Below are 24,597 nucleotides of genomic sequence, written 5' to 3' on the forward strand. Positions count from 1 at the left end.
ATGGAATCCGGCAAACACGATGTTTGTCGAATTAATTAATTTTTCATTAATCTTTCATAATCGACCATAGGATTTACCCGAAGTCCGATCCAAACGGTTCTCTACGCCCTCAAATTTCAGGAAAAAAGGCTCTAAGCGACCAGGGCAAGGGCCCCAAAATCGCCCACCTTGTCTTCCAGCCCCGCCGCAACCAGGGTGCAGCTGTCGGTCAGCGAGGCCAGCTTGCCCGTGATGTTTGATTGCAAGCGCGGCAGCAAATAGGCGCGGTGATGCCAGAACACACTGCCGCCCACGCTGATGCGCTGCAGGTCCAGGGTAACGATGAGGTTGTAAAGTGCCCGCCCCATGTCCCGGCACAGGCCATCAACAATGGCCTGCGCCCTTGATTCACCAGCCTTGGCAGCTATCAAAAGAGTAGCAGCATCCGGGTAGCCCTGCGCCCCGAAACGGCGCCCCATCGCATTGCCGGCAACCAGGCCTTCCACATCACCCACATTGCCGCAGCCGCACAAGGCGTCTGTGTTGTCGCTGACAAACATGTGGCCAGCATGCCCCGCGTTGCCGTTTTTGCCGCGCAACACATGGCCGTCGACACACAGCCCCATCCCAATGCCGGTGCTCCAGGTGACGTAAGCGCAGGATTCCACGCCCTGCAGGGCGCCCCAACGGCGCTCTGCCTCCAGCCCGGCAATGCCGTCGTTTTCCACCCTCACCTGCTTGAAGACTTCGTGCAGCGGCGCCTCCAGCAGCGCGCTGGTCCAGTCATTGGGCAAACCTCGCGCCTTGCCAGCCAGGCCGCCGCAGATGTTGGGCGCTGCCAGTTCAACCATGCCGCGGTTCAACACAAAAGGCCCGCAGGAAGCAACGCCGACCATGGCCAAAGCCTGCTGCTGCACGCCAGCCAGACGGCAGCTTTCGGCAATCATTCGCAGCACCTGGCGGCCCAGAGCGTCGCTTTCGCCCTGTGTGGCGGTGGGCTCTGTCACGCGACCAACGGTGCCACGCTGGTCAGCAATGCTGACCGCCACCTTGGTGCCGCCAACATCAACGCACGCAACAGGTGCGCTGCCTTCGGGCAGGCGAAAGCTGAAGCCAGAGGACGGTGGGGTAACGGTGCTGTTGGTCATGTGACTCTTTGCGTTTTATGCGCGTCCGTAATTGTCTTGCAGCCGCACAATGTCGTCCTCACCCAGGTAGCTGCCAAACTGCACTTCAACAATTTCAACAGTGTCCTGCGTGAGGTTGGCCAGTCTGTGCACCTGCCCGATCGCGATGTCACAGGCTTGGCCCGGCTGCAGGTCAAACTCGCGGTCATCCAGTGTGATGCGGGCCGTGCCCTGCACCACCACCCAATGTTCCGAGCGCTGGTGATGCTTTTGCAAACTCAGTTGCTGCCCCGGGTTCACGCCAATGCGTTTGATCTTGTTGCCAGCAACTTCGGAGACGGTCTCATACCAGCCCCATGGGCGCTCGGTCCGCTCGATGGTCTCGGTACGTTCTGTGGTTTTCGTCAAGATAAAACTCCTTGGGGCTGCATTCAAACGAACTTTGTATGCTAACGGCTGGCAGGCCGTCGGGTTACCAGCCGGATACGCGGGCTCCTTTTGATGAAACGGTTAAAAGCGGTTGAAGGCAAAAACGAATCTGGCCTACAAGCGGTTTGCAAAGTCTCTGCTAAGGTATTTTCCGATGCACTTGCCTCTAAAAATGCCTTCAGAAATGCTTCCCCGTATAAGCGCCGACACCGCCCTCTTTCTGGACTTTGACGGTACGCTGGTTGAACTGGCCTCGCAACCCGAAGCGGTTGAAATTCCACCCGGTTTGGTGGACTCACTCAAGACCCTGTCTCACCAGCTGAACGGCGCGCTGGCTCTGGTCTCAGGTCGGCGCATGCTGGATCTGGACCAGTTTTTATCTCCCCTTCGATTGCCCACCGCAGCTGAACATGGCGCGCACCGACGCAGCGCCGATGGGGAGCTGACGAGCGCTCACGCCGTCAATATGGAAGCAGTTTTGCAAACGGCCGGAGCGCTGGTGAGCCAACACCCCGGTCTCAGACTGGAACAAAAAAATCTGGCGATCAGCCTTCATTACCGCCACGCGCCCGAGCTTGAAAGTTTGTGCCTTGCTGAGATGCAGGCCGGCATCGCACGCAGCACCGGCCTGGACCTGATGCAGGGCAAATGTGTGATTGACATCAAGCCCGCCGGCGTCAGCAAAGGCACGGCCATCGCTGCGTTTATGGCGGAGGCCCCGTTTGCCGGCCGAACACCGCTGTTTGCAGGAGACGACGTCACCGACGAAGCTGGTTTCACACAAGTGCAAAGCATGGGTGGTTATGCCGTGAAGGTAGGTCAGGGGCCCACCGTAGCGCAGCACCGCTGCGACAGCGTCGGGCAACTGATGGCATGGCTGCAATCAGCAGTTATGGCCAATCAGGCAACCGACACCCACAACTCGAACGCCAAAGGCTCCGAAAGGCTTTCCGCATGACCACAGCCGCACCCTCCACTGGCTTCGTGCCGCCCGCGTCACCGTCCCTGCAGGTGGGCGTCATCGGCAACTGCAGCTTCAGCGCTTTGGTGGATGCGAGGGGCCGTATTGTCTGGTGTTGCCTGCCTCGCTTTGACAGCGACCCGGTGTTCAACGCCCTCCTGGACCCCAGCGACAAAGGCAGTGCCTTCTCCATCGAAATTGAAAACTTCTCCCACTCAAAGCAATCGTATGACCCCAACACAGCCGTGCTGCGCACCCAACTGTTTGACGCCGCCGGTCAGGGCATAGAAATCACCGATTTTGCGCCGCGCTTCTTTAACCGCTCGCGCTTTTTTCGTCCCATGACACTTGTGCGTCGGGTGCGGCCGATTCAGGGTGCGCCGCGCATCCGGGTGTCGGTGGATGTGCGTTATGACTGGGGCCGCAGCAAACCGGTGATCACCCAGGGCAGCAATCACTTGCGCTATGTCGGCGATGCGCTGACCCTTCGCCTGAACACAGACGCACCCATCTCGCACCTGCTGGCACGTCAGGCTTTTGTGTTGACGCGTGAGCACAATTTTTTGCTCGGTGCGGACGAGACCCTGCAAGATGGCATTGCCGACACAGCGCGTCTTTTTGAAGAAGAGACACTGACCTACTGGCGCAAATGGAGCCAGCGTCTGCACATTCCACTGGAGTGGCAGGAGGCCGTTATACGCGCTGCCATCACGCTCAAACTTTCGCTGTTTGAAGACACTGGCGCCATCGTGGCAGCCATGACCACCAGCATCCCCGAGGCACCGGGCAGCCAGCGCAACTGGGACTACCGCTACTGCTGGCTGCGCGATGCCTTTTTTGTGGTGCGAGCGCTCAACAGCCTGTCTGAAGTCGGCACCATGGAAGATTACCTGCGCTGGCTCAGCAACGTGGTGGTGCAGGCCGGCGGCGGACATATTCAGCCGCTGTACGGCATCGGCCTCGAGCGCGACTTGCCAGAGGCGATTTATGAACACCTGGGCGGCTACCGCAACATGGGGCCGGTTCGTGTGGGCAACCAGGCGCAAGAGCATTTTCAGCACGACGTGTATGGCAATGTGGTGCTGGGCGCCGCGCAATCCTTTCACGACAAGCGTTTGCTGCATCAAGCCGGACAGGCTGAGTTTGCGCGCCTTGAGGCGGTGGGCGAGCAAGCCGTGCGCAACTATGACAAGCCCGATGCCGGCATGTGGGAGCTGCGCACCCGCGCCCGTGTGCACACGTCCTCTGCACTGATGTGCTGGGCCGCCTGCGACCGCTTGGCCAAGATCGCGGCAACACTTGAGCAACTCGGACGCGCAGCTTATTGGCGCGACCATGCCGACGTCATGCGCGAACGGATCCTGCGCGAATCATGGAGCGAGGAGCGCCAGGCTTTTGCAGAAAGTTTTGGCGGCAGCGATCTGGACGCCAGTGTTTTGTTGATGATCGAGGTCGGGTTTATCGACCCCAAAGATCCGCGTTTTATCGCCACGGTGGACGCCCTGGAAAAACACCTGTGCGACGGCCCCTACATGCGCCGTTACGAAGCGCCCGACGATTTTGGCAAACCCGAAACCGCCTTCAACATCTGCACCTTCTGGCGCATTGACGCGCTGGCGCGCATTGGCCGCAAGGAGCAGGCGCGCGAAATTTTCGAGACCATGCTGGCCGCGCGCAACCACGTCGGCCTGCTGTCGGAAGACACCCATCCGGTAACCGGTGAGATGTGGGGCAACTTTCCGCAAACCTACTCCATGGTGGGCATCATCAATGCTGCTGTCAGATTGTCTGCCCCATGGGATAGCCAGGTATGAAGTACACCCCCGTCGGAGACTCACTTCGTGTAGTCCCTTCCCCCCTTCCAGGGGGCGGCGCCAGCGGCCCGGCTAAGCCGGTTCCGCGGCCCCTGCTGGTCGCAGCCAAGGCCATCGCAGGCTGCGTGCAATGAGTCGGCTTGTTGTTGTTTCCAACCGCCTGGCGGACCCGCGAAAAACGGCAGCTGGTGGTCTCGCGGTCGCTCTGGGCGACGCGTTATCGGTGAACGGCGGTTTGTGGTTTGGCTGGAGCGGCACCATTGTGGAGGACGGCGCACCCGGCGAAGGCGAGGTGCATACCCAGCAAGCTGGCAACGTGACCCTGGCCACCGTGGACCTGTGCAAGGAGGACCACGACAGCTACTACCTGGGCTACAGCAACGGCGTGTTGTGGCCGGTGTTTCACTACCGGCTGGACCTGGCTGATTTTGATGCGGGCTACATAGGTGGCTATCGCCGCGTCAACCAGCTGATGGCGCGCAAGCTGATGCCAATGCTGCAGCCTGACGACATCATCTGGGTGCATGACTACCACCTGATCCCCTTCGCAGCAGAACTGCGCGCCATGGGCTGCAAAAACCGCATCGGCTTTTTTCTGCACATCCCATTACCGCCGCCGCTGATTCTGGCGGCCATCCCGCAACACGAGTGGCTGATTCGGTCCCTTTTTGCCTACGATGTGCTGGGTTTTCAGACGCAATACGACGTGGACCACTTTTCGCGTTATGCGCGCAAAGAGGTAGGCGCCGAGGCCCTGAACGAGCACGAGTTCCGTGCCTTCGGCCGCACCGTACACGCCCAGGCTTTTCCCATCGGCATTGATGTCGACGAGTTTGTAGCGTTGGCCGACGGCAAGGAAGCGCGCGAGATGTTTGACCGCATGGCGGTCGAGTACTCACGCCGCCGACTCTTGCTCGGCGTGGAGCGGCTGGATTATTCCAAAGGCCTGCCGCATCGCCTGCGCGCATTTCGCCAGCTGCTGAGGCAATACCCCGAAAACCTGGGCAGCTCCACGCTGATCCAGATTGCCTCGCCCAGCCGCGAAGCACTGGACACTTACTCCGGCCTGCGCCAGGAGCTGGAGAGCCTGTGCGGTTCGATCAACGGCGATTTTGGTGAGCTGGACTGGATGCCGGTACGTTATATCCACCGAAACGTTGCGCGCAAACGGCTGCCGGGCCTGTACCGCGTTGCCAGCGTTGCATTGGTCACCCCACTGCGCGACGGCATGAACCTGGTGGCCAAGGAATTTATCGCCGCGCAAGATCCGGAAGATCCCGGCGTGCTGGTGCTGTCGCGCTTTGCCGGCGCGGCCGAGCAGCTTGAAGAAGCCCTGCTGGTCAATCCTTATGACACCTTCGGCACGGCGGAAAGTATTCAGCAGGCGCTGCAGATGCCGCTGGCAGAGCGGCAACGGCGGCACCAGCAATTGCTGGCCCGTATACGAGAGCAGGACGTGCATTGGTGGTGCCGGACGTATCTGGAGGCTCTGACAGGTTAATCCACCCGCCGGCAACCTTCTGGCCGTTCATTTGGTGTTAAAGACGATGATCGCCCTTTCACTACGGGACTAGTTTGCTACTCAATTAGTAGCAATCATCATGCAAAGAGGCTTTAGATCAACTTGCTGATCAGGCCAGCCAACATGCTCAGGATGATGGTGGTGGTCAGCGGAATAAACCATTCGCGGCCAAAAAGCTTGAAACGAAAGTCGCCAGGCAATTTTCCGAAGCCAAGTTTTTGCAACATCGGCGTAAACCAGCTGATCAGGATCAGCGCGAGAAAAATCACCAGCATCCAGCGAATCATGGAGTTAGTTTAGGGCTTCATGAGGGACGCGCCTCGGGCCGAGGCCGTCGCAGCCTCCTTTCCTCTTAGGTCGTCATCCCCGACTCGATCCGGGATCCATGCTTACGACGTACTCTTGCCCGTTCAGGCTGAGCCTGTCGAAGCCTATACAAGCTTGCCACGGCCATGGTTCTTCATAGAAGCCGGGTCTCGCCCCGGCGGGCGACTCACTTTCTCTTGCTTCGCCAAGAGAAAGTAAGCAAAGAGAAGGCGACCCGATGGTCCGGGTCCCCTGCGCTTCGCTTCGGGGCAACCTGCGGTGCTCGGTCAAAGCGGGGTCTCGCAGAACTCGCCTTCGGCTCAGACAGCTGCGAGCCCTGATCCGCTTTGACCTGCGCTCCTCGGCCCGGCCCGACGGGCTGAGCAGAACAATACAAACACCAAACCAATTCGGGGAAGCAAGGGCGCGCAAAGCGCGCCCTTGCCGGAGCCAGCTCCCGGTTCCGGCCCCGCCTGCGCTCCCCACCCCCTCTGTATGCGCCGAGGAGCGGAGGTTCAGACGGATCAGGGCTGGCGTTGTTTGAGCAAAGCGAGTTTAGCCAGACCCCGGCTGAACCGAGCACCGCAGGTTGCCCGTAGCGCAGCGGAGGGACGCAGACAGCGGGGTCGCCTTTTCTTTGGTGACTTTCTTTTGGCGACGCAAAAGAAAGTTACTTGCCGCCGGGCAACCCCCGGCTAGCAGGCACACCACAAAAGCTAGAAGTAGAAACAGTAGGAAGCGAGCATGGATCCCGGATCAAGCCCGGGATGACAGACAGCAGCACCCTCACAAAGTATGCGACCGGTCCCCAACCCCAAACCCCACAGCCTGCCACCCACTCCAGGGACAAGCCGCCGAATCGACCACAAAACCAATCATTTTGAACAACTCCCCCATCTCATGCTCATTGACCAGTTTCTGCACCATGGCCCGCTCTGCAAGAGGCGCGTCATCCATACCCTCCAGCAAGCCGCAGTTGAATAAAAACCGCGCCTGGCTGGTGTAACCCAGCACCTGAAAACCGGCCTCTTGCCCGGCCAACGCAATGCCTGTGAAGTTGACATGAGCGGTGATGTCTTTTTCGCCCACGTCTTGCAGCGCATCGGCATCCTGCAGATGACTGCGGTGGCACATGACCGTGCCCATGCTGCGCTGCGGGTGGTAATACTCGTGTTCAGGAAACCCGTAGTCCAGCAAGAAAACTGCACCAGTCTGCAGCCGGTCCGCCAGCGTTCGCACAAAGGCTTCGGCTTGGGGATGGATTTCTGTCAGGTAGTCATGATTGCCGTCTACCTCCATGGGCGGCCGCAGGCTGGTGGGGCGATCCGCATGCGCAAAACCTTCTTCCCTTAAGGCAACGCCACGCTCACACCAAGCGCCGTCCACACGCGCCAGCAGCTGCACCGGCATGGCGTCCAGCACTTCGTTGCCGATGACCACGCCTTGCATCTGCGCCGGCAACTCGCTGACCCAATGCACCTTGTCTCCATAAGCTGCTAACCGTTCACGCTGGCGCGCCTGAAGGCTGCCAGACAAATCAACAATGGTGTAGCGAGTGATCCCGTTTCCAAGAGCGTCCAGCACCTGCAGCGCCAGGGCGCCCGAACCGGCGCCAAATTCCCAGACCTCGCTGGTGGCTGTGGCCTCCAGTGCCTGCGCGATCTGGCGTGCCAGGGCTCGCCCAAAACGCGGCGACAACTCGGGGGCAGTTACGAAATCGCTGCCCAACCCCGGCATCAGCCCGAACTTGCGCGAGTCGTTGGCGTAGTAGCCCAAACCGGGGGTGTACAGGGCCAAGGACATGAATTGGTCAAAGCCCATCCAGCCGCCAGCGGCGGCTATGGCCGCACGGATGTGCGATGTCAGGGTGCTCGTTAAACTAGGGGGTGTTGTCATGGGGGAGGTAGTCACCCCCGAATTGTCGGCGATCGGCCCCGGCCCCCTTAACTCACACCTTCCCCTTAACCTGCCCTTGCATGAAGCCCACGTCTCCCGCTCCCGTTGTTCTCGTTACAGGCGCCGCCAAACGGCTGGGCCGCAAGATCGCGCTTGTATTGGCGGCGGGCGGCTGGCGGGTGGCGGTGCATTACCGCAGCTCAAAGGATGACGCTAGCAAAACAGTAGCGGAGTGCGCCCAATTGGCGGGGGCAGCAGCACTGTTTCAGGCCGAACTGGACGATGAAACGCAGGTTCGGGGTCTTTTGCCGCAAGTCATCAACCACTTTGGGCAGGTAGACGCCGTGGTGAACAACGCGTCGACCTTCGAACACGACACCGCGACCAGCTTCAGTTTTGAAGCCCTGGACAAACACTTGCGCGGCAACACGGGCGCTGCCATTGTGCTGGCGCAAGCCCTGCATAGCCATGTGGTGGCCCGCGGTGTAACAGGCGCGGTCGTCAACCTGCTGGACCAAAAGCTTTGGAACCAGAACCCTGATTTTTTCAGCTACACCCTGTCCAAGGCTGCGCTGGAAGCGGCCAACACCATGCTGGCCATGGCACTGGCCCCGCAGGTACGGGTGGTGGGCGTGGCGCCGGGACTGACCCTGACCAGCCACATGCTCAGCGACGAGAAATTTGCCGCCCTGCACAAGCTGTCGCCACTGGGCCGGTCTTCCAGCCCCGCCGATGTGGCCGCCACGGTGAAATTTGGGCTTGAAAATGCCTCAATCACGGGCACCACGCTGCTGGTGGATGGTGGCCAGCACCTCATGAAATTCGAGCGTGATTTTTCACTGATGTGAGCGCGTTTTCCTACACACAAGCTAGACGCTACTGAATATGTTCAATACACGGGGTACTCAAATCCTGACACTCAACGGTTTGCGCTTTGACGCCAACCTGGGCATTCTTGACCAGGAAAAAACGGCGCCGCAACCCATTCAGGTGGACGCAGAACTCAACCTGGGCACACAGCCCTTGCTGCCGAGTGACGACGATATTAATCATGTGCTGGACTACCGCAAGGTGCGGCAGATCATCATCAGTGAGTGCACGTCTGAGCACGTTAATTTGCTGGAGACCCTGATCGGCAAACTGGCGCACCGGCTGATGACCTTGCCTGGGGTGCTGGGCGTACGCGTGAAGATTGCAAAACTTGAGATTTTTGATGACTGCGAAGTGGCTATTCGGGTCGAGACCGGTCAGTGGTGAATGAAATGGAAAACGATATGAGTGCCGTATTAAACGAACCAACTACCGATGGAGCGAGTGAAGCCCCCGCTGCGCCCGCCAAACCCGGTCTGAAGATTGAGCGCGAAGAACACAAGCTGGAAAAGCGCCTGTGCCGCGAGGTGGGCCGCGCCATTGTTGACTTCAACATGATTGAAGAAGGCGACAAGGTGATGGTGTGTGTGTCTGGCGGAAAAGACAGCTATGCGATGCTGGACATTTTGCTCAAGCTTCAGGCAAGAGCGCCCATTCGCTTCGAATTGATTGCCGTCAACCTGGATCAGAAGCAGCCCGGCTTTCCCGACCACATCCTGCCGCAGTACCTGGAAAAGCTGGGTGTGCCGTATCACATCGAAACGCAGGACACTTACAGCATCGTCAAGCGCGTCATACCCGAGGGTAAAACCATGTGCTCGCTTTGCTCGCGCCTGCGCCGCGGCATTTTGTACCGCGTGGCTGGCGAGCTGGGTGCCACCAAAATTGCCCTGGGCCACCACCGCGACGACATGTTGCAGACGTTTTTTCTGAACATGTTTTTTGCGTCACGCCTGAAAGGCATGCCGCCCAAACTGGTGAGCGATAGCGGCAGCCATGTGGTGATTCGCCCCATGGCCTATGTGCCAGAGAAAGACCTGATCCGCTGGGCCCAGGTGCGCGACTTTCCGATCATTCCGTGCACGCTGTGCGGCAGCCAGCAAAACCTGCAGCGTGTGCAGGTGGGCAACATGCTGCGCGAGTGGGACAAAAAATTTCCCGGCCGTCTGGAGAACATGTTCACCTCGTTGCAAAACGTCGTGCCTTCTCATTTGATGGACGGCAAACAACACGATTTCAAGGGCATACGCAGCACAGGCATGCCCGACCCGGAGGGCGACAAGGCGTTTGATGCGGAGGAGTTTTTTGAACCGGTTCGTCCGGCCCTGGCCGTGATGGAGCTGAAATAGTTCTCCACCAAACTTTCTGGAGCTTTTATGAAACGACTACTCTCGACTTTCCTTTTTGCAGTGTCGCTCGCTGCACTGGTCAGTGGTTGCGGCACTACCCGCACGGTGCACAGCGACATCACCAGTTTTGCCCGCTGGACACCCGCGCCACCGGCGCCGGGTGCGACCTACCGCTTTGAGCGATTGCCGTCGCAGCAGCAGGCCGATCCGTACCAGGCCCAGCTGGAGGCCTCTGCCCAGGCCGCGCTGGCCAAAGTCGGCATGCAATTCAACCCACAGGCAGCGGCCTTCAGCGTGCAAATTAGCGCGAGTACGCTGCCCATGGTGCGCCCCGGCTGGGGCGGTTTTGATCGTCCTTTCGGCGGCTCGAGCATATTTATCGGCGGCGGCTCCGGCGGTGGCTCCATTGAAGTTGGTATGGGCTTTCCACTCGGCGGAATGGATCCTCACATTTACAGACGCGACATCAGCATCGTCATGCGCGATTTACGCAGCAATGCCGTGGTGTACGAAACCCGTGCAATCAGCGACGACCCGTGGCACGAAAGCCGCCCTTTGATGGGAGCAATATTGGACGCAGCGCTGCTGGGGTTCCCCGTGCCCCCGCCCGGCCCGCGCCGGGTGAGCGTCGAGATTCCCCGCTGAGAATGATTGAGCCGACACGCATCATCGCTATCCGCCACGGCGAGACTGAATGGAACGTTAACGCCCGAATGCAGGGGCACCTGGATATCGCACTGAATGACACTGGGCGCTGGCAGGCGGACCGTGTGGCTCAGGCCTTGATCGACGAACCCATCACTGCTATTTATACGAGCGATCTGCTGCGCGCCTTTGACACCGCGCAGGCGATCAGCGGCGAGTTGACTGTCCCTGCGCAATCCGACACTGGCTTGCGCGAGCGGCACTTTGGCGAGTTTCAAGGCAGAACGCTGGCAGAGCTTGAAGCGACGCAACCCGGGCAGGCCATGCGCTGGCGAACGCGCGACCCGGACTATGCACCGCTTGGCGGCGAGTCTCTGGTGCAGTTTCGCGGCCGCGTGCTGGACGCCACACAAAAGCTGGTGGCGCGACACCCCGGTGAACTGATTGCGCTGGTAACCCATGGCGGCGTGCTCGATGTGCTGTACCGCGCCGCAACCCGCGTGGAGCTGCAGGCCGCGCGCACCTGGGCACTGGGCAATGCCTCGATCAACCGGCTGCTGTGGACCCCAGACGGCTTCACCCTGGTGGGCTGGGCCGACAGCCGGCATCTGGACGCTGTCCCTCTTGATGAAACGAACGGATGATGCACCTCCTGTCTGATCTGCTTGGTCGCCCCGCCACCGAAATCGACACCCCCGCACTGGTGGTTGATCTGGACGCGATGGAGCGCAACCTGGCCACCATGGCCGCCTTTGCGGCCAAACACAAGGTCAAACTGCGACCGCACGCCAAAATGCATAAAAGCGCCACGCTCGCCAAATTGCAAATGGCGCATGGGGCAGTCGGCGTCTGCGTTCAAAAAACATCCGAAGCGGAAGCGCTGGCCGGTCTGGGTGTTAACAACATCTACATCAGCAACGAGGTGGTGTCACCTTTCAAGCTGAAACGTGTTGTCGCCGTCGCCCGGGAACTTGACGACCTGGGCGGACAGCTGGCCATTGCCGTGGACAGCCTGGAAGGTGTGAAGCGCCTGGCCCACGCCGCGCATGGCCAGCACACGCTGATTCGGGTGCTGGTTGAAATTGATGTGGGTCAGGGCCGCTGTGGCGTTACGCCAGGTTCTGCGGGTGTGGCCCTGGTTGAAGAGATCAAGCGGCACCCGTCCTTGCAGTTTGACGGCCTGCAGGCCTACCACGGCCGGGCCCAGCATCTGCGGTCTGTCGCGGAGAGGCAGCAAAGCATCGCGCAGGTGATCAGCGATGTAAAAGCCACACAAGCCGCGCTACAGGCAGCGGGCCACGCGGTTCCCCTGGTTACGGGCGCAGGCACCGGTACCTTTGCACTCGAGGCAGCCAGCGGCGTCTATGGTGAACTGCAGGCCGGCTCTTACCTTTTTATGGACCGCGACTACGCAGGCAACGAACACGACCCCGCACAACCAAGCTTTGAGCACGCGCTGTTTGTCAAAAGCCAGGTCATGAGCGTGTGCGCAAGTCACGCCGTCATCGATGCGGGCCATAAGTGCCACGCGATCGATTCGGGCCTGCCGGCAGTACACGGGCTGGCGCTTGAGTACGCCAACGGTGGGGACGAACACGGGATTTTGCGCGGCGCGGTTTTGCCCGCGCTGGGGGATACCGTGTGGCTTATTCCGGGCCACTGCGATCCCACAGTTAATCTGCACGACCATCTGCTGGGTGTGCGTGGTGGGTTGGGGCACGGTACCGTTGAGCAGATCATCAGGGTGGATGGCCGCGGCGCCTTGACTTGAGGGCGCAGGCCCGCTGGGTTTGGGCGTTCAAGCCTCCACGGGCAGCACCACTTCCCACAAAGGCTTTTGACCTGATGTACTTGGGCGTCACAACGTGCTCCAGCGACAAGTGCAGCCATCCATCATTGAAAAGCAGACGAACCGAGGCCTCGGCGCCGGCAAGCATGGCGGTATCGTCACCGTGACCACACCCGATCTCCAGCACCTGGTCTGCGCCTGCATGGTCGATGGCCAGGGCTAGCCGGCGCTGGAGCCGGGCTCACAAAGCATGGCGCAGGTCTCGGCTGGCGACAAGCTTTCGAGATCGGCGTAGTTAACACAGCGTGAACCTTATATGGACACGCAGGCATCTGCAGCGCGCAGCTGCGCCAGCGTCTCAGTCCATCGCGCCACGTGTTCGGCGTGCAAGGCGGTTCCTTCCTCCAGAATGGGCCAGAACGCCCAACCCCGCAAGCCACTCCCCAAAAACCACTGGCGAACGCGTTGCCGCACTACCCACTGAGGGGTGCGCCACGGCCCCCAGGGCTCGGCCGTCCGAGTGAAGTCGGCAGTATTGGCAAGGGATGCGGCCATATAGGATAACAACCCGTAACGACGCGGCTGGCTGGGTTGCCGTGGGCCATCGTCGTAAGTAGCAATGCGCGTCAGGTCCATTAGGGCTGCAGGCAGCAGCTCGCTGGTGGTGAGGTGTTGGCTTGCGTCCGGAAGAGCGCCATGGCGGGGGTGCAGAACCGGCGTCAGCTTCCAGCCGCTCAGTCCACTTGCACGCACCGATTGGGTTGCATCGGCTCCAAGAGCGTATTCACCGGTCCACTGGTCCACGATGGCAATCGTTGTCGTTGGCACGACCTCGGTGAGGTAAAGCTGACTTGGCAAACGTACCGCCCACTCGCTGGACGTCGGGTGCAAGGTATCCGCCTTCCACGCTGCGCGGGTCGCATCTGCGTCAGGGCGCGTCTGCGCGATGGTGGTCCGGCACACCACCTCCAGATGCGACGCAGCATTCAACTCGGCGCTGGTGAACTGCATGTCACGCAGCAGCGACAACGATTGCCCATGGTCCCGGGCGTATCGCAGCACGCGCGAAAGTATGGGTCCGGACGCGTCAAAATACTTTGGGAACACATAAGCCACTGCAGCGTTGGGCCGCGCTCCGAGCACTTTGGCCAACTCGGGATCGGCTGCCAGCGCGCGGGCAAGCGCAGGATCGCAAAGAGTCAGGCGCAACAAGATCTTCATGGGAATTGGACGGCCATCATGGCCCCAAGTGATGCAGGACGCTTTGTATCACGCCCCAGATCCGGGTCCCGTCGTCTCAGGGTTGGCGCTAGGGGCGTCGTGAGCCTGTGCAAGCGACAATTTCGTTCCATGACGCCAAGCCAGATCATCGTTCTTGCCACTCCCGTTTTTTTGCTGCTGATGGCTGCCGAATTTGCGTGGGGCCACTTCAAGGGTCGCAACACCTATCGCGTCAACGACGCCATCAGCAGCGTCAGCCTGGGCATGCTGAGCCAGATCAGCGCGGTGTTCACCGGGTTGTTTCGCATTGGTATCTACACCGCAATTTATTCATCAGTGGCGCTGTTTCCGGATGCAGAGATATGGAACCACTGGTACGGCTGGTTGCTGGCTTTGGTGTTTTACGACTTTTGTTATTACTGGCTGCACCGGGCCGGCCACGAAAGCGCCGTCTTTTGGGCGGCCCATGTGGTGCACCATCAGAGCCAGGACTACAACCTCTCAACCGCCCTTCGGCAAACCAGCAGCGGTGCGCTGCTGGGCTGGATTTTTTATGTGCCCATGGCGGTAGCGGGCGTGCCGCCGCTGCTGTTTGGCATTGTTGCGCTGGTCGATCTGCTCTATCAGTTCTGGGTGCATACCGAGCATGTGCCCAAGCTGGGCTGGTTTGACCGCTGGTTCTGCTCGCCATCCAACCACCGCGTCCACCACGCCGTCAACGATCGTTATCTGGACCGCAACTATGGCGGCATTCTGGTGGTGTGGGACCGCATCTTCGGCAGCTTCAAGGAAGAGGACGAGAAGTGCGTGTATGGCACGCGCAGTCCACTCAACAGCTGGGACCCGCTCTGGGCCAATACCGAGGTCTACTGGTCTCTGGCCAAAGATTCGTGGCACGCCAAACATTGGGGTGACAAGCTGCGCATCTGGTACAAGCCGCCCGGTTGGCGGCCACCCGAGCTGGCAGAGCGTTTTCCGAGGCAGGCCTTCGACATTCGCCAGGCAGCCACTTATCACCCACCCGTCAGCAAGGCCGTCTTGTGGCTGGGCGCAGCGCAATTTGCCGTTCTGCTGCTGGGCGTTGCCGCCTTCCTGTGGGAGGCTGAAGCCATGCCACCAAGCGAAGGAGCGGTGTGGCTACTGGCATTGTGCTCCGGCCTGTGGTGTGTGGGCGGCTTGTTGCAGGGTCGGCTTGACGTACTGCAGGTGCTGCTGATCGAATCTGCGGTGGGCGCCACCACTACTGCAGCGCTGGGGTTGATGGAACTGCACTACATTCTCAAACCGTTGACCATGGCAATTGCTATTATTTTGATAGCTGCACGCGCCCGTGGATCCTGGACAGACTCGCGATTTGCTTTGTATCTGCTGGCCGCCCTGGCTGCCAGCCTCGCTGGCGATGTGTTGCTGATGGTCCCCGGGTACTTCATCCCTGGGCTGGTGTCTTTTTTGATTGCCCATCTCTTTTATATCCCCCTGTTCAAACAGGGCGTGGCCTGGTTTCCAAACCGGCGCGCCCTGGTCATCACCTTGGGCGTGGGGGCAGCCATGTATGCCTTCTTGTGGAGTGGGCTGGAGCCGCTGCTTAAGGGTGCAGTGGCAGCCTACGTGCTGGTGATTGCCCTGATGGCGGGGCAGGCGATTGGCCGCGCAACAATCCTGAAGGACAGGGCTTCCCTTGCCGTTGCCACGGGGGCCTGTGTTTTCATGGTGAGCGATGCACTGCTGGCAACCGACCGTTTTGTTCAGGCCCTGCCGATGGCGCAGCTGTGGGTTCTGGCTACTTACTACGCGGCGCAAATCTTGATCCTCTGCAATGCAAAACCTGTGATCGCCAAGCACCTCGAATCTGAGGCTTCAAACGCGGTGTGAAGCTTGCGTCAATATGGACGCCCACCCGTCGGCACCGGCCTACATATCCGAAGCCTGTGGCTATCTATGCTTTGCGTTTAAACAGGAGTTTTCATGCAAGAGCAATCAACCGACAAACACCCCATCAGCAACCTCGCCTACGACTGGATCACCCTGATTCAGAACAAGGCCCAGGCGCTGATGGCGTATGACCAGTACATCAAGGATGCCGAGGCAGCCGGCTCTGCTGAATGCGCTGCGTTCTTTCGAAAAGTGCACGACGCAGACAAGGCGCAGCTGGCCGAGGCCAAAGGGCATCTGGTGGCTGTGCTTCAGGGAAAAATGGGCAGCTAGTCGCTGGGAACTACTGCTAGCTCAGGGTACAAACAAATCCTGAGCGCCTTCCTGGCGTCCCGCCGGCGCGGCAACACCCAGGTGTCGGTAGGCAGCCAGCGTAGCAATTCGCCCACGAGGCGTCCGTTGAAGATAGCCCTGCTGAATCAGATAGGGCTCGATCACGTCTTCAATCGTGTCACGTTCCTCGCCTATGCTGGCGGCAATGTTGTCCAGTCCAACCGGCCCGCCGTCGAAGCGGTGGATCACAGCTTCGAGAAGTTTTCTGTCCATCACATCAAAACCCTGCGGATCCACGTCCAGCATGGCCAGCGCCTTGTTGGCGATGTCGAGCGAGATATGGCCCGTTCCCTTGACGTCCGCATAGTCACGCACGCGGCGCAGCAGCCGGTTGGCAATACGTGGCGTACCGCGTGACCGGCGTGCAATCTCAAAACCACCGTCTTCGTCCATGGGGGCATTAAGCAGCTTGGCGCTGCGCCTCACGATGCGGGCAAGCTCGTCAGCGGTGTAAAACTCAAGTCGCGCAACGATGCCAAACCGGTCGCGCAGCGGATTGGTCAACATGCCGGCGCGGGTGGTGGCGCCCACCAGCGTGAAGGGCTGCAAATCAAGCTTGATGCTTCGCGCCGCAGGGCCTTCGCCGATCATGATGTCGATCTGATAGTCCTCCAGCGCGGGGTACAAAATTTCTTCAACAACCGGGCTCAGACGGTGGATCTCGTCGATGAACAGCACATCGTTTTTTTCCAGATTGGTGAGCAGGGCCGCCAGGTCTTTTGGTTTTTCCAGCACCGGGCCTGAGGTTTGACGCAGGTTGACGCCAAGCTCGTGCGCAATGATGTGGCTCAGCGTGGTCTTGCCCAGACCGGGCGGGCCAAACAGCAGCACATGGTCCATCGCCTCACTGCGCTTTTTGGCAGCACCAATGAAGATTTCAAGCTGCTCGCGTACCTTGGACTGGCCGACATACTCGTCGAACAGCTTGGGGCGAAGCGCACGTTCTATGGCCTCTTCATTCGGAGATGCTGGCGCGGCAGACATGACCCGCTTCGCAGGCGGCATGCCGGACATGTCGAAGTCGTCGGTCTGGATGGTCATTTCGCCAGCGCCTTCAAGGCCAGCTTGATACCATCACTAACCCCAATGTCCTTGGGCAATGCTTTCAGCGCCAGCGCTGCATCCCGATCGCTGTAGCCCAGTGCCACCAGCGCCTGCAAAATGTCGGACTGCGCATCATTGGCCACGCTGACGGTGATGCCCATGTCGGCACCCAGTTTGCCCTTTAGCTCAAGCAACAAGCGCTCTGCGGTTTTTTTGCCTATGCCCGGCACCTTGATGATGCGGCCAGCTTCCTGCTGGGTTACGGCCTGGGCCAGCTCTTCAACGCTCATCCCGCTGAGCACGCTGAGCGCGGTGCGCGGGCCGACGCCAGAAATTTTGATCAGTTGGCGAAAGGCTGCGCGCTCGCTGGATGAGCCAAAGCCGTAAAGGATTTGCGCGTCTTCGCGAACCACAAAATGGGTCAATAGCGAGACTTTTTCGCCCAGCCCCGGCAGGTTGTAAAAAGTGCTCATCGGCACCATCACTTCGTAACCCACGCCGTTGCAATCCACCAGCAGCTCCGGGGGGTTCTTTTCAGCCAGCAGGCCTTGTATTCTTCCTATCATGTTCGTCCGATCATGCCCAAATCTTATCAGTGCGCTTCATCTTGAATATCGGGGGACAATCACACATCTGCCTGTCCACCACCAGCGAGAACAAGCTTTTGATCCTCCGCCATACCTTCACGCCCCCGAACAATACCCGCATGGGCCACCTCTGCGGGCCCACAGATGCGCACATCCGCACCATCGAAGCCGCGCTTCAGGTGACGATTGCGCACCGGTTCGAGCAGTTCAAGATTGATGGCCCCAAGGCCAAGGCGCAGCAGGCGCTGGAAGTGCTGCAGGCCCTGTATGAGCTGGCGCAGCGGCCCATCCCCGAAGAAACCGTGCAACTCATGCTGGCCGGCGACACCGCGCTCAGCGTGGCACCCGATGGCGCCACCGCGCTGTCGACCCGGCGCGCCGACCTGCGTGCCCGCACCGTCAACCAGGGCGTGTACCTTGAAAACATTGCAACCCACGACATTACTTTTGGCATCGGTCCCGCTGGTACGGGCAAGACCTACCTGGCAGTGGCCTGCGCGGTTGATGCGCTGGAGCGCAGCGCCGTCCAGCGCATCGTGTTGACACGCCCCGCGGTGGAAGCCGGCGAACGGCTTGGCTTTCTACCCGGTGACTTGAACCAGAAGGTGGACCCGTATTTGCGCCCGCTCTACGACGCGCTGTATGAACTGATGGGCTTCGAGCGTGTGCAGAAAGCATTCGAGCGCCAGCAGATCGAGATCGCGCCGCTTGCCTTTATGCGCGGCCGCACGCTCAACCATGCGTTTGTGATTCTGGATGAGGCGCAAAACACCACGCCCGAGCAGATGAAAATGTTTTTGACCCGCATCGGCTTTGGCGCCAAGGCGGTGATCACGGGTGACGTCAGCCAGGTTGATTTGCCGCGTACCCAACTCAGCGGACTGGTGGACGCTGAACGTGTGCTCAAGCGTGTCAAGGGCATTGCCATCACAAGGTTGACCAGCGCCGACGTGGTACGTCACCCGCTGGTGGCGCGTATTGTGGATGCGTATGACGGCTACAAAAGCCCCACGGTCACAGCCGGGAATGATGTTGAGACCATCGTGCCAGTCGCGCGCCCGACGCGAACCAAAAGCAGAAATGGCTCTTAAAAAACTAAGCCTGTCGCTGCAGTTTGGCGACATCAAGGATGCCAAACGTCACCGCGCTGCATTGCCCAGGCACAGCGTTGCGCGCTGGATTCGCCACGCCCTTGAAAGTGATGCCGAGTTGACGGTGCGTATTGTGGATGCTGAAGAGGGCCAGGCGCTAAACCGCGGCTACCGGCAGAAAGACTACGCCACCAACGTGTTGACCTTTGACTACACACAAGCGCCGCTGGTAACGGCCGATCTTGTGCTCTGTGCGCCAGTGATCTCCAAAGAAGCCCGCGAGAACAGGAAGACTTTGCAGGCTCACTATGCACACTTGCTGGTGCACGGCACCCTGCATGCGCAGGGTTGGGACCATGAAACCAGCGTGAAAGATGCTGACGCCATGGAAGCGCGGGAGATTGAGATCCTGGCGGGGCTGGGCATCAAAAATCCCTATGCATGACCATTATTTAGAATGAAATCGGCACCCGGCCCTTAATTGACGGCAATAGTTTGCTATCTATTCAGTAGCTAGTTAATCCGCAGTGGAATCGTTACCGGCCCATCATTAACCAGGTGAACCTGCATGTCCGCTGCAAACTGCCCGGTCTGAACGTCTGCATGCGCTGCCCGGGCCCGCGCCACAAAGTACTCATAAAGCCGTCGCCCTTCTTCAGGAGCCGCTGCACCTGTGAAGCTGGGCCGGTTGCCGCCTGACACATCAGCCGCCAACGTGAACTGACTCACAATCAGCAGGCCACCGCCTGTGTCCTGCACGCTGCGGTTCATCTTGCCAGCCTCGTCTGAAAAAATCCGCAGCTTAAGGATTTTCGCCAGCAGCCTGTCGGCCTGCGATTCGCTGTCTCCACGCTCGGCGCACAGCAGTAGCAGCAGGCCAGGGCCGATCTCACCGATCATCGCGCCATCGACCAGCACACGGGCCTGGCTTACCCTCTGGATTACGCTGATCAAATCACATCCTTCTCGTCGTCAAAATGTGCTTCCACGTCGGACGGCAACATCTGGATGGTGGCGCGCAGGCCCGGCACGGCGCTCATGAGCGCCTGCTCAACCCTGGTGCGCAGCGCCGCTGCCCTGTCCAGCGACCAGCTGCCCGGCATGTGCATGTGTAGATCAACAAAGCGCCGCTGACCGGACCGGCGTGTGCTCAGGTGGTCAAAACGGATGGTGGCATGCTCGAAACCGCTCAGGGTTTTGTGTATGTCCGCCAGCAATTCAGGCTCAAGCGCCTCGTCCATCAGGCCCTGTGATGATCGCCATATCAGCCGGAAACCTTCCGACAGGATGTTCAGCGCCACGCCAATGGCCACCAGCGCATCCAGCCAGAGCCAGCCGGTCAACGCAACTGCGGTGATGCCAACCACCACACCGGCGGAGGTCCAGACATCAGTCACCAAGTGCCTGGCATCGGCTTCAAGTGCAATCGAGCGACTTTTGGCGGCAACACCAAACATGACCCAGGCCAGCAAACCATTGAGCGCCGAGCTGACCACTGACAGGCCCAAACCCCATCCGACCTGCTGCAAGGGCTGCGGATCAAAAATCCGGTGGCTCGCCGCCCAGATGATGGCAAGCGCCGCGCCCACAATCAGCAGCCCTTCAAACCCGGATGAAAAATACTCGGCCTTGTGGTGCCCATAGGGATGACCCTCATCAGGAGGGCGCTGCGCAATAGTGACCATGACCAGCCCGAAGATCGCGCTCGCAAGGTTCACGAAAGACTCCATCGCATCGGCCAGCAGCCCGACCGAGTCCGTGATGTACCAAGCCCCGGTTTTAAGCACGATGGTCACCAGCGCCACCAGCACCGAGGCCTGTAGCAGGCGCTGCGGACTCAGGGATTGCAGGCGGAAAAAACGCATCAGCTCATTGTGAATGATCTTCCATGCCCTGCCACGTATGTCGCAAAATGCGCTAGTGCCGCCCATCATGAAGCGGCTATCAGGAGTCGCGCCATGAACCGAAACCGCCGCCTTTCCCTGCAAGGGCTCATGCTCGCCTTTATCTTTGCCTCTGGGCTGCTCGCAGTGGGGATGGCACCTGCCTCCGCCCAGTTAGCTCCCAGCGCTGCGGAATCGGCGCAGTACAAGGGCCTGCACGCAGCCGCCCACGCGGGCAGCATCACCGACATCGAAAAACTCGCCAGCGCAAAAGCCGATCTCAATGCCCGCGATGGCAATGGCCGAACAGCGCTACACGTCGCCACCTTTGCCCGTCAGCGGGGCGCCATTCACGCCCTGGTGAAAGCCGGGGCCGCGCTCAACCTGCTCGACAAGGATCGCTACGACGCCGTCACCATTGCCGCGGTGGCTGATGATGAAGAGACCTTGAAGGTGCTGCTGTCATTGGGCGCCAGCGCCAAACAAGTCACGAGTCGGTATGACGGGACGGCGCTCATCGCTGCGGCGCACCTGGGCCATGACGGAGTGGTCCGCCAGCTGATTGCCGCAGGCGCACCGCTGGACCATGTGAACAACCTGCACTGGACAGCGGCAAATGAAGCGGTGGTGCTGGGCGACGGGGGCCCGCGGCACCAGAAAACTCTGGAAGCCCTGATCGCGGCGCGCGCAAATTTACAACTCACAGACCGTCAGGGAAACACGCCCCTGCAACTGGCAAAGTCGCGGGGCTATACAGAAATGGTGAAGATGCTGGAAAAAGCGGGTGCCAGATAACGCGAAAACGCGGGGTCGCGAAAGGCCCAAAACATCTCAGGTGAGCAAAACCTTGGCAAACTTGCGCTTACCCACTTGCACCACGTACGTGCCTGCCTCAAGCTTGAGCGCCTTGTCGCTGACCACGCTGGAATCAACCCGGACGCCGCCGCCGTCAATCAGGCGGTTGCCCTCACCACTTGAAGCTGCCAGACCAGCCATCTTGAGCATCGCGCCTATGCCCAGCGGCGCGCCACTCAGGGTGACTTCTGGGATCTCGTCAGGCACGCCGCCCTTGCTGCGATTGATAAAGTCCTGCTCCGCTGCATCCGCCGCTGCGGCGGAATGAAAGCGCGCTGTGATCTCTTTTGCCAGCGCCACCTTCGCATCCTTGGGATTGCGGCCAGCATCGACTTCTTTCCTGAGCGCGGCAATATCGGCCTCGCTTTTGAAGCTCAGCAGCGTGAACCACTTCCACATCAACACGTCAGAGATCGACAGCACCTTGGCAAACATGGTGTTGGCGTCTTCTGAAATCCCGATGTAGTTGTTTTTGCTCTTGGACATTTTCTCCACGCCGTCCAGCCCCTCAAGCAACGGCATGGTCAAAATGCACTGCGGCTCCTGGCCATATTCCGCCTGGAGGTGGCGCCCCACCAGCAGATTGAATTTCTGGTCGGTACCGCCCAGCTCCAGATCGGATTTCAGGGCCACCGAGTCATACCCCTGCATCAGGGGGTACAAAAACTCATGCACGCTGATGGACTGCCCGGCCTTGAAGCGCTTGTTGAAGTCATCGCGCTCCATCATGCGGGCCACGTTGTATTTGGCCGCCAGCTCAATCATCCCGCGCGCGCCCAGCGGGTCGCTCCACTCGCTGTTGTAGCGAATCTCGGTTTTGGTCGGGTCCAGCACCAGCGAGGCCTGTCTGTAATAAGTCTCGGCATTGGCCTTGATTTGCTCGTGGGTCAGGGGGGGTCGGGTGGTGTTGCGCCCGGACGGGTCGCCAATCAGGGAGGTAAAGTCCCCGATCAGGAAAATGACCGTGTGCCCCAGATCCTGCAACTGACGCATCTTGTTCAAAACCACGGTATGCCCGACATGAATGTCAGGTGCGGTGGGGTCCAGCCCCAATTTGATGCGCAGCGGCTGACCCGTCGCCTCGGAGCGCACCAGTTTTTTGACCCATTCGTCCTGAGGAAGTAACTCTTCGCATCCGCGCAAGGAGACGGCCAGCGCGTGCTTTACACTGTTAGACACCGGCATATTTGTAACAAGCTCTTGATTCATAAGGGTTTTTCTTGGGTCGGGCATTTGTCTGACAGGTATACTGGCCCCTCGCCTACATCAGCTGACCATTTTAAATGGCGTGCAACTTGCTGATCAGGCTGAAGCTTTCAAGTCCGGCGTCACAAGACCCCACCGACCAAGTATGGGGCCGGTCGCCGATGTCCTTATATCGCAGTCTGCCGCGTCAACGCGGCCAGATGCATCCAGTTGGGATATTCCGCTTTGCGTTTGCCTATTTTCTCCCGCCTCGTTGCCCCTATTCTTCAAACCCTGCGTCAGCACCCTAAGCGGATCACTGGCAGCCTCGCCGTGCTGTTGCTCGGTACGGGCGTCACGGCCTTCGGCGTCGCGCCGTTGGCTCCTGATGCCGCCCTGTTGCCCGTGCGGCAGGTTCTGGAAGCCGTACAGACTTTGCCCACCGCAGATCAAGGTGACGCCCTCAGCGATTTCCGCTTCAAACTTTTTCGCACTGAAAGCACACGCGGCACCGATACAGCCGACACCTTGCTGCAACGCCTGAATATTCATGACACGGCCGCCGCCGCTTTTCTGCGCAACGACACCCAGGCGCGTATGTCCCTGCTGGGCCGCGCCGGCAAAAACGTGACCGTGGAGGCCACTGACGACAACCAGTTGCTCAAGCTCTCTGCCCGCTGGAGCACAGACGACGAGTTCAAATTCACCCGGCTCGTGGTGGAACGTGGCGAGGGAAACACCTTCACCTCCCGCCTCGAAACAGCGCCTTACACCCGCTCCACACAGCTGGCCAGCGGCATGGTCAGGACTTCCCTGTTTGCCGCCACTGATGACGCCGGCGTCCCTGACGCCGTTGCCGTGCAGATCGCTGAAATTTTCTCTGGCGACATCGACTTTCATCGCGCGTTGCGCAAAGGCGACCGCTTCAACGTGGTGTACGAAACGCTGGAAGCCGATGGCGAAGCACTTCGCACCGGCAAAGTCCTGAGCGCTGAATTTGTCAATAACGGCAAGACACTGCAAGCCATGTGGTTCAGCGACCCGGCAACATCGGGCGCCACGACTGCCAGCGCCGGCGCTGTCAAGGGCGGCTATTACACCCTTGACGGACAAAGCCTTCGCCGCGCCTACCTGGCCTCGCCCATGGAGTTCTCGCGCGTCAGCAGCGGCTTCAAGATGCGCTTTCACCCGATTTTGCAAACGTGGCGTGCCCACCTTGGCGTCGACTATGCAGCGCCAACAGGCACCGCAGTGCGCAGCGTGGGTGATGGCGTGGTCGAGTTTGCCGGAGTCCAGGGCGGATACGGCAACGTGGTAATTGTCAAACACCGCAACAACCACACAACCTTGTACGCCCATCTCAGCCGAATCAATGTTCAAAAAGGCCAAAGCGTCAGCCAGGGTCAGCACGTGGGCGCAGTGGGGTCTACTGGCTGGTCCACCGGGCCGCACCTGCATTTTGAATTCCGTGTCAATGGTCAGCACGAAGACCCCATGAACATTGCCAAACTCAACGACACCGTACCTTTGTCGGCGGCCATGCAACCAGCCTTCCGCCAACTGGCGGGCAACGTGCGCCAACAGCTGCAAGCCGCAGCCAGCATTGTTCAGACACGGGTAGAGTAGATGGCCCCCACGGTCACTCACTTCGTGTAGTTCCCTGCCCCCCAGGGGGGCGCATTTTTCCTTGGGGCTGCCCGGCGGAAAAACGGGCCCCCAGAGTCACTCACTTCGTGTAGCTCCCTGCCCCCTCTCCTCGTCCTCGTCGCTTTAGCTCGT

General features: G+C 60.0%; 26 protein-coding genes. 16 read left to right on the forward strand and 10 right to left on the reverse strand.

What is annotated here, in order from left to right; all coding sequences use genetic code 11:
• Positions 1-131 precede the first annotated feature (131 nt).
• Complete coding sequence (locus tag VE934_RS04310; protein ID WP_324884683.1) at positions 132-1,127, reverse strand: ROK family protein; 996 nt, start codon at positions 1,125-1,127, stop codon at positions 132-134.
• 15 nt (positions 1,128-1,142) lie between these two features.
• Positions 1,143-1,514: a phosphomannose isomerase type II C-terminal cupin domain gene (locus tag VE934_RS04315; protein WP_324884685.1), complete on the reverse strand. Its 372-nt coding sequence runs from the start codon at positions 1,512-1,514 to the stop codon at positions 1,143-1,145.
• Positions 1,515-1,719: 205 nt separating this feature from the next.
• Here VE934_RS04315 and otsB point away from each other — a divergent pair, with 205 nt between their 5' ends.
• From otsB to otsA, 3 genes are all read left to right on the forward strand, one after another.
• Positions 1,720-2,493, forward strand: a complete 774-nt coding sequence (otsB, locus tag VE934_RS04320) for a trehalose-phosphatase (RefSeq protein WP_324884687.1) — start codon at positions 1,720-1,722, stop codon at positions 2,491-2,493.
• Positions 2,490-4,310 carry a glycoside hydrolase family 15 protein gene (locus VE934_RS04325; RefSeq protein ID WP_324884689.1) on the forward strand — a complete coding sequence of 607 codons (1,821 nt, stop codon included), beginning with the start codon at positions 2,490-2,492 and terminating at the stop codon, positions 4,308-4,310. Before otsB ends, VE934_RS04325 begins: the two co-directional genes overlap by 4 nt.
• A gap of 130 nt (positions 4,311-4,440) precedes the next feature.
• Positions 4,441-5,811, forward strand: a complete 1,371-nt coding sequence (gene otsA / locus VE934_RS04330) for an alpha,alpha-trehalose-phosphate synthase (UDP-forming) (RefSeq protein ID WP_324884690.1) — start codon at positions 4,441-4,443, stop codon at positions 5,809-5,811.
• Between the two features lie 113 nt (positions 5,812-5,924).
• Here the strand turns inward: otsA and VE934_RS04335 are convergent, their stop codons facing one another.
• Entirely contained in the window at positions 5,925-6,119 is a 195-nt protein-coding gene (locus VE934_RS04335) for a DUF2905 domain-containing protein (RefSeq protein WP_324884692.1), read from the reverse strand.
• Positions 6,120-6,924: 805 nt separating this feature from the next.
• Positions 6,925-8,034, reverse strand: coding sequence for a class I SAM-dependent methyltransferase (locus VE934_RS04340; protein ID WP_324884694.1), 1,110 nt, complete (start codon positions 8,032-8,034; stop codon positions 6,925-6,927).
• Between the two features lie 80 nt (positions 8,035-8,114).
• On the opposite strand from VE934_RS04340, the gene VE934_RS04345 reads away from it, so the two are divergent.
• The 7 genes from VE934_RS04345 (at position 8,115) to VE934_RS04375 (ending at position 12,910) form a co-directional block, all read left to right on the forward strand.
• The gene (locus VE934_RS04345; protein WP_324884696.1) at positions 8,115-8,882 is read left to right on the forward strand and encodes an SDR family oxidoreductase; all 768 of its coding nucleotides are present in this window, start codon (positions 8,115-8,117) and stop codon (positions 8,880-8,882) included.
• A gap of 37 nt (positions 8,883-8,919) precedes the next feature.
• Positions 8,920-9,291: a dihydroneopterin aldolase gene (locus tag VE934_RS04350; RefSeq protein ID WP_324884698.1), complete on the forward strand. Its 372-nt coding sequence runs from the start codon at positions 8,920-8,922 to the stop codon at positions 9,289-9,291.
• 17 nt (positions 9,292-9,308) lie between these two features.
• Positions 9,309-10,253: a tRNA 2-thiocytidine(32) synthetase TtcA gene (ttcA, locus tag VE934_RS04355; RefSeq protein ID WP_324884700.1), complete on the forward strand. Its 945-nt coding sequence runs from the start codon at positions 9,309-9,311 to the stop codon at positions 10,251-10,253.
• Positions 10,254-10,280: 27 nt separating this feature from the next.
• The gene (locus tag VE934_RS04360) at positions 10,281-10,898 is read left to right on the forward strand and encodes a DUF4136 domain-containing protein (protein WP_324884701.1); all 618 of its coding nucleotides are present in this window, start codon (positions 10,281-10,283) and stop codon (positions 10,896-10,898) included.
• A 2-nt stretch (positions 10,899-10,900) separates the two neighbouring features.
• On the forward strand, positions 10,901-11,542 hold the full coding sequence (locus tag VE934_RS04365; protein ID WP_324884703.1) for a histidine phosphatase family protein: 642 nt from the start codon (positions 10,901-10,903) through the stop codon (positions 11,540-11,542).
• On the forward strand, positions 11,542-12,669 hold the full coding sequence (locus tag VE934_RS04370) for a DSD1 family PLP-dependent enzyme (protein WP_414693810.1): 1,128 nt from the start codon (positions 11,542-11,544) through the stop codon (positions 12,667-12,669). Before VE934_RS04365 ends, VE934_RS04370 begins: the two co-directional genes overlap by 1 nt.
• Before the next feature lie 94 nt (positions 12,670-12,763).
• Complete coding sequence (locus VE934_RS04375; RefSeq protein ID WP_324884707.1) at positions 12,764-12,910, forward strand: hypothetical protein; 147 nt, start codon at positions 12,764-12,766, stop codon at positions 12,908-12,910.
• Between the two features lie 89 nt (positions 12,911-12,999).
• Here VE934_RS04375 and VE934_RS04380 read toward each other — a convergent pair whose 3' ends face one another.
• The gene (locus VE934_RS04380; protein WP_324884708.1) at positions 13,000-13,908 is read right to left on the reverse strand and encodes a hypothetical protein; all 909 of its coding nucleotides are present in this window, start codon (positions 13,906-13,908) and stop codon (positions 13,000-13,002) included.
• A gap of 129 nt (positions 13,909-14,037) precedes the next feature.
• Between VE934_RS04380 and VE934_RS04385 the strand changes: the two genes are divergently transcribed.
• Both VE934_RS04385 and VE934_RS04390 read left to right on the forward strand, forming a co-directional pair.
• Positions 14,038-15,780: a lysoplasmalogenase family protein gene (locus tag VE934_RS04385; RefSeq protein WP_324884710.1), complete on the forward strand. Its 1,743-nt coding sequence runs from the start codon at positions 14,038-14,040 to the stop codon at positions 15,778-15,780.
• A 93-nt stretch (positions 15,781-15,873) separates the two neighbouring features.
• Entirely contained in the window at positions 15,874-16,113 is a 240-nt protein-coding gene (locus VE934_RS04390; protein ID WP_324884712.1) for a hypothetical protein, read from the forward strand.
• Positions 16,114-16,134: 21 nt separating this feature from the next.
• Here the strand turns inward: VE934_RS04390 and ruvB are convergent, their stop codons facing one another.
• Positions 16,135-17,214: a Holliday junction branch migration DNA helicase RuvB gene (gene ruvB / locus VE934_RS04395; RefSeq protein ID WP_324884714.1), complete on the reverse strand. Its 1,080-nt coding sequence runs from the start codon at positions 17,212-17,214 to the stop codon at positions 16,135-16,137.
• Positions 17,211-17,783 carry a Holliday junction branch migration protein RuvA gene (gene ruvA / locus VE934_RS04400; RefSeq protein WP_324884716.1) on the reverse strand — a complete coding sequence of 191 codons (573 nt, stop codon included), beginning with the start codon at positions 17,781-17,783 and terminating at the stop codon, positions 17,211-17,213. The genes ruvB and ruvA overlap by 4 nt, the downstream gene beginning before the upstream one ends.
• Positions 17,784-17,881: 98 nt before the next feature.
• On the opposite strand from ruvA, the gene VE934_RS04405 reads away from it, so the two are divergent.
• Together VE934_RS04405 and ybeY are read left to right on the forward strand one after the other, a co-directional pair.
• The gene (locus VE934_RS04405; RefSeq protein WP_324884718.1) at positions 17,882-18,895 is read left to right on the forward strand and encodes a PhoH family protein; all 1,014 of its coding nucleotides are present in this window, start codon (positions 17,882-17,884) and stop codon (positions 18,893-18,895) included.
• Positions 18,885-19,340, forward strand: coding sequence for an rRNA maturation RNase YbeY (gene ybeY, locus VE934_RS04410; RefSeq protein ID WP_324884720.1), 456 nt, complete (start codon positions 18,885-18,887; stop codon positions 19,338-19,340). Before VE934_RS04405 ends, ybeY begins: the two co-directional genes overlap by 11 nt.
• 68 nt (positions 19,341-19,408) lie before the next feature.
• On the opposite strand, the gene dtd is transcribed toward ybeY, so the two are convergent.
• Together dtd and VE934_RS04420 are read right to left on the reverse strand one after the other, a co-directional pair.
• Complete coding sequence (gene dtd / locus VE934_RS04415; protein ID WP_324884722.1) at positions 19,409-19,849, reverse strand: D-aminoacyl-tRNA deacylase; 441 nt, start codon at positions 19,847-19,849, stop codon at positions 19,409-19,411.
• Positions 19,846-20,760: a cation diffusion facilitator family transporter gene (locus VE934_RS04420; protein WP_324884724.1), complete on the reverse strand. Its 915-nt coding sequence runs from the start codon at positions 20,758-20,760 to the stop codon at positions 19,846-19,848. Before VE934_RS04420 ends, dtd begins: the two co-directional genes overlap by 4 nt.
• A gap of 129 nt (positions 20,761-20,889) precedes the next feature.
• On the opposite strand from VE934_RS04420, the gene VE934_RS04425 reads away from it, so the two are divergent.
• Positions 20,890-21,573 carry an ankyrin repeat domain-containing protein gene (locus VE934_RS04425; RefSeq protein ID WP_324884941.1) on the forward strand — a complete coding sequence of 228 codons (684 nt, stop codon included), beginning with the start codon at positions 20,890-20,892 and terminating at the stop codon, positions 21,571-21,573.
• Between the two features lie 36 nt (positions 21,574-21,609).
• Here VE934_RS04425 and tyrS read toward each other — a convergent pair whose 3' ends face one another.
• The gene (gene tyrS, locus VE934_RS04430) at positions 21,610-22,842 is read right to left on the reverse strand and encodes a tyrosine--tRNA ligase (RefSeq protein ID WP_324884726.1); all 1,233 of its coding nucleotides are present in this window, start codon (positions 22,840-22,842) and stop codon (positions 21,610-21,612) included.
• A gap of 222 nt (positions 22,843-23,064) precedes the next feature.
• Here tyrS and VE934_RS04435 point away from each other — a divergent pair, with 222 nt between their 5' ends.
• On the forward strand, positions 23,065-24,444 hold the full coding sequence (locus VE934_RS04435; RefSeq protein WP_324884728.1) for a M23 family metallopeptidase: 1,380 nt from the start codon (positions 23,065-23,067) through the stop codon (positions 24,442-24,444).
• Positions 24,445-24,597 lie beyond the last annotated feature (153 nt).

This window comes from Polaromonas sp. (assembly GCF_035638815.1).
GTDB lineage: Bacteria > Pseudomonadota > Gammaproteobacteria > Burkholderiales > Burkholderiaceae_C > Polaromonas.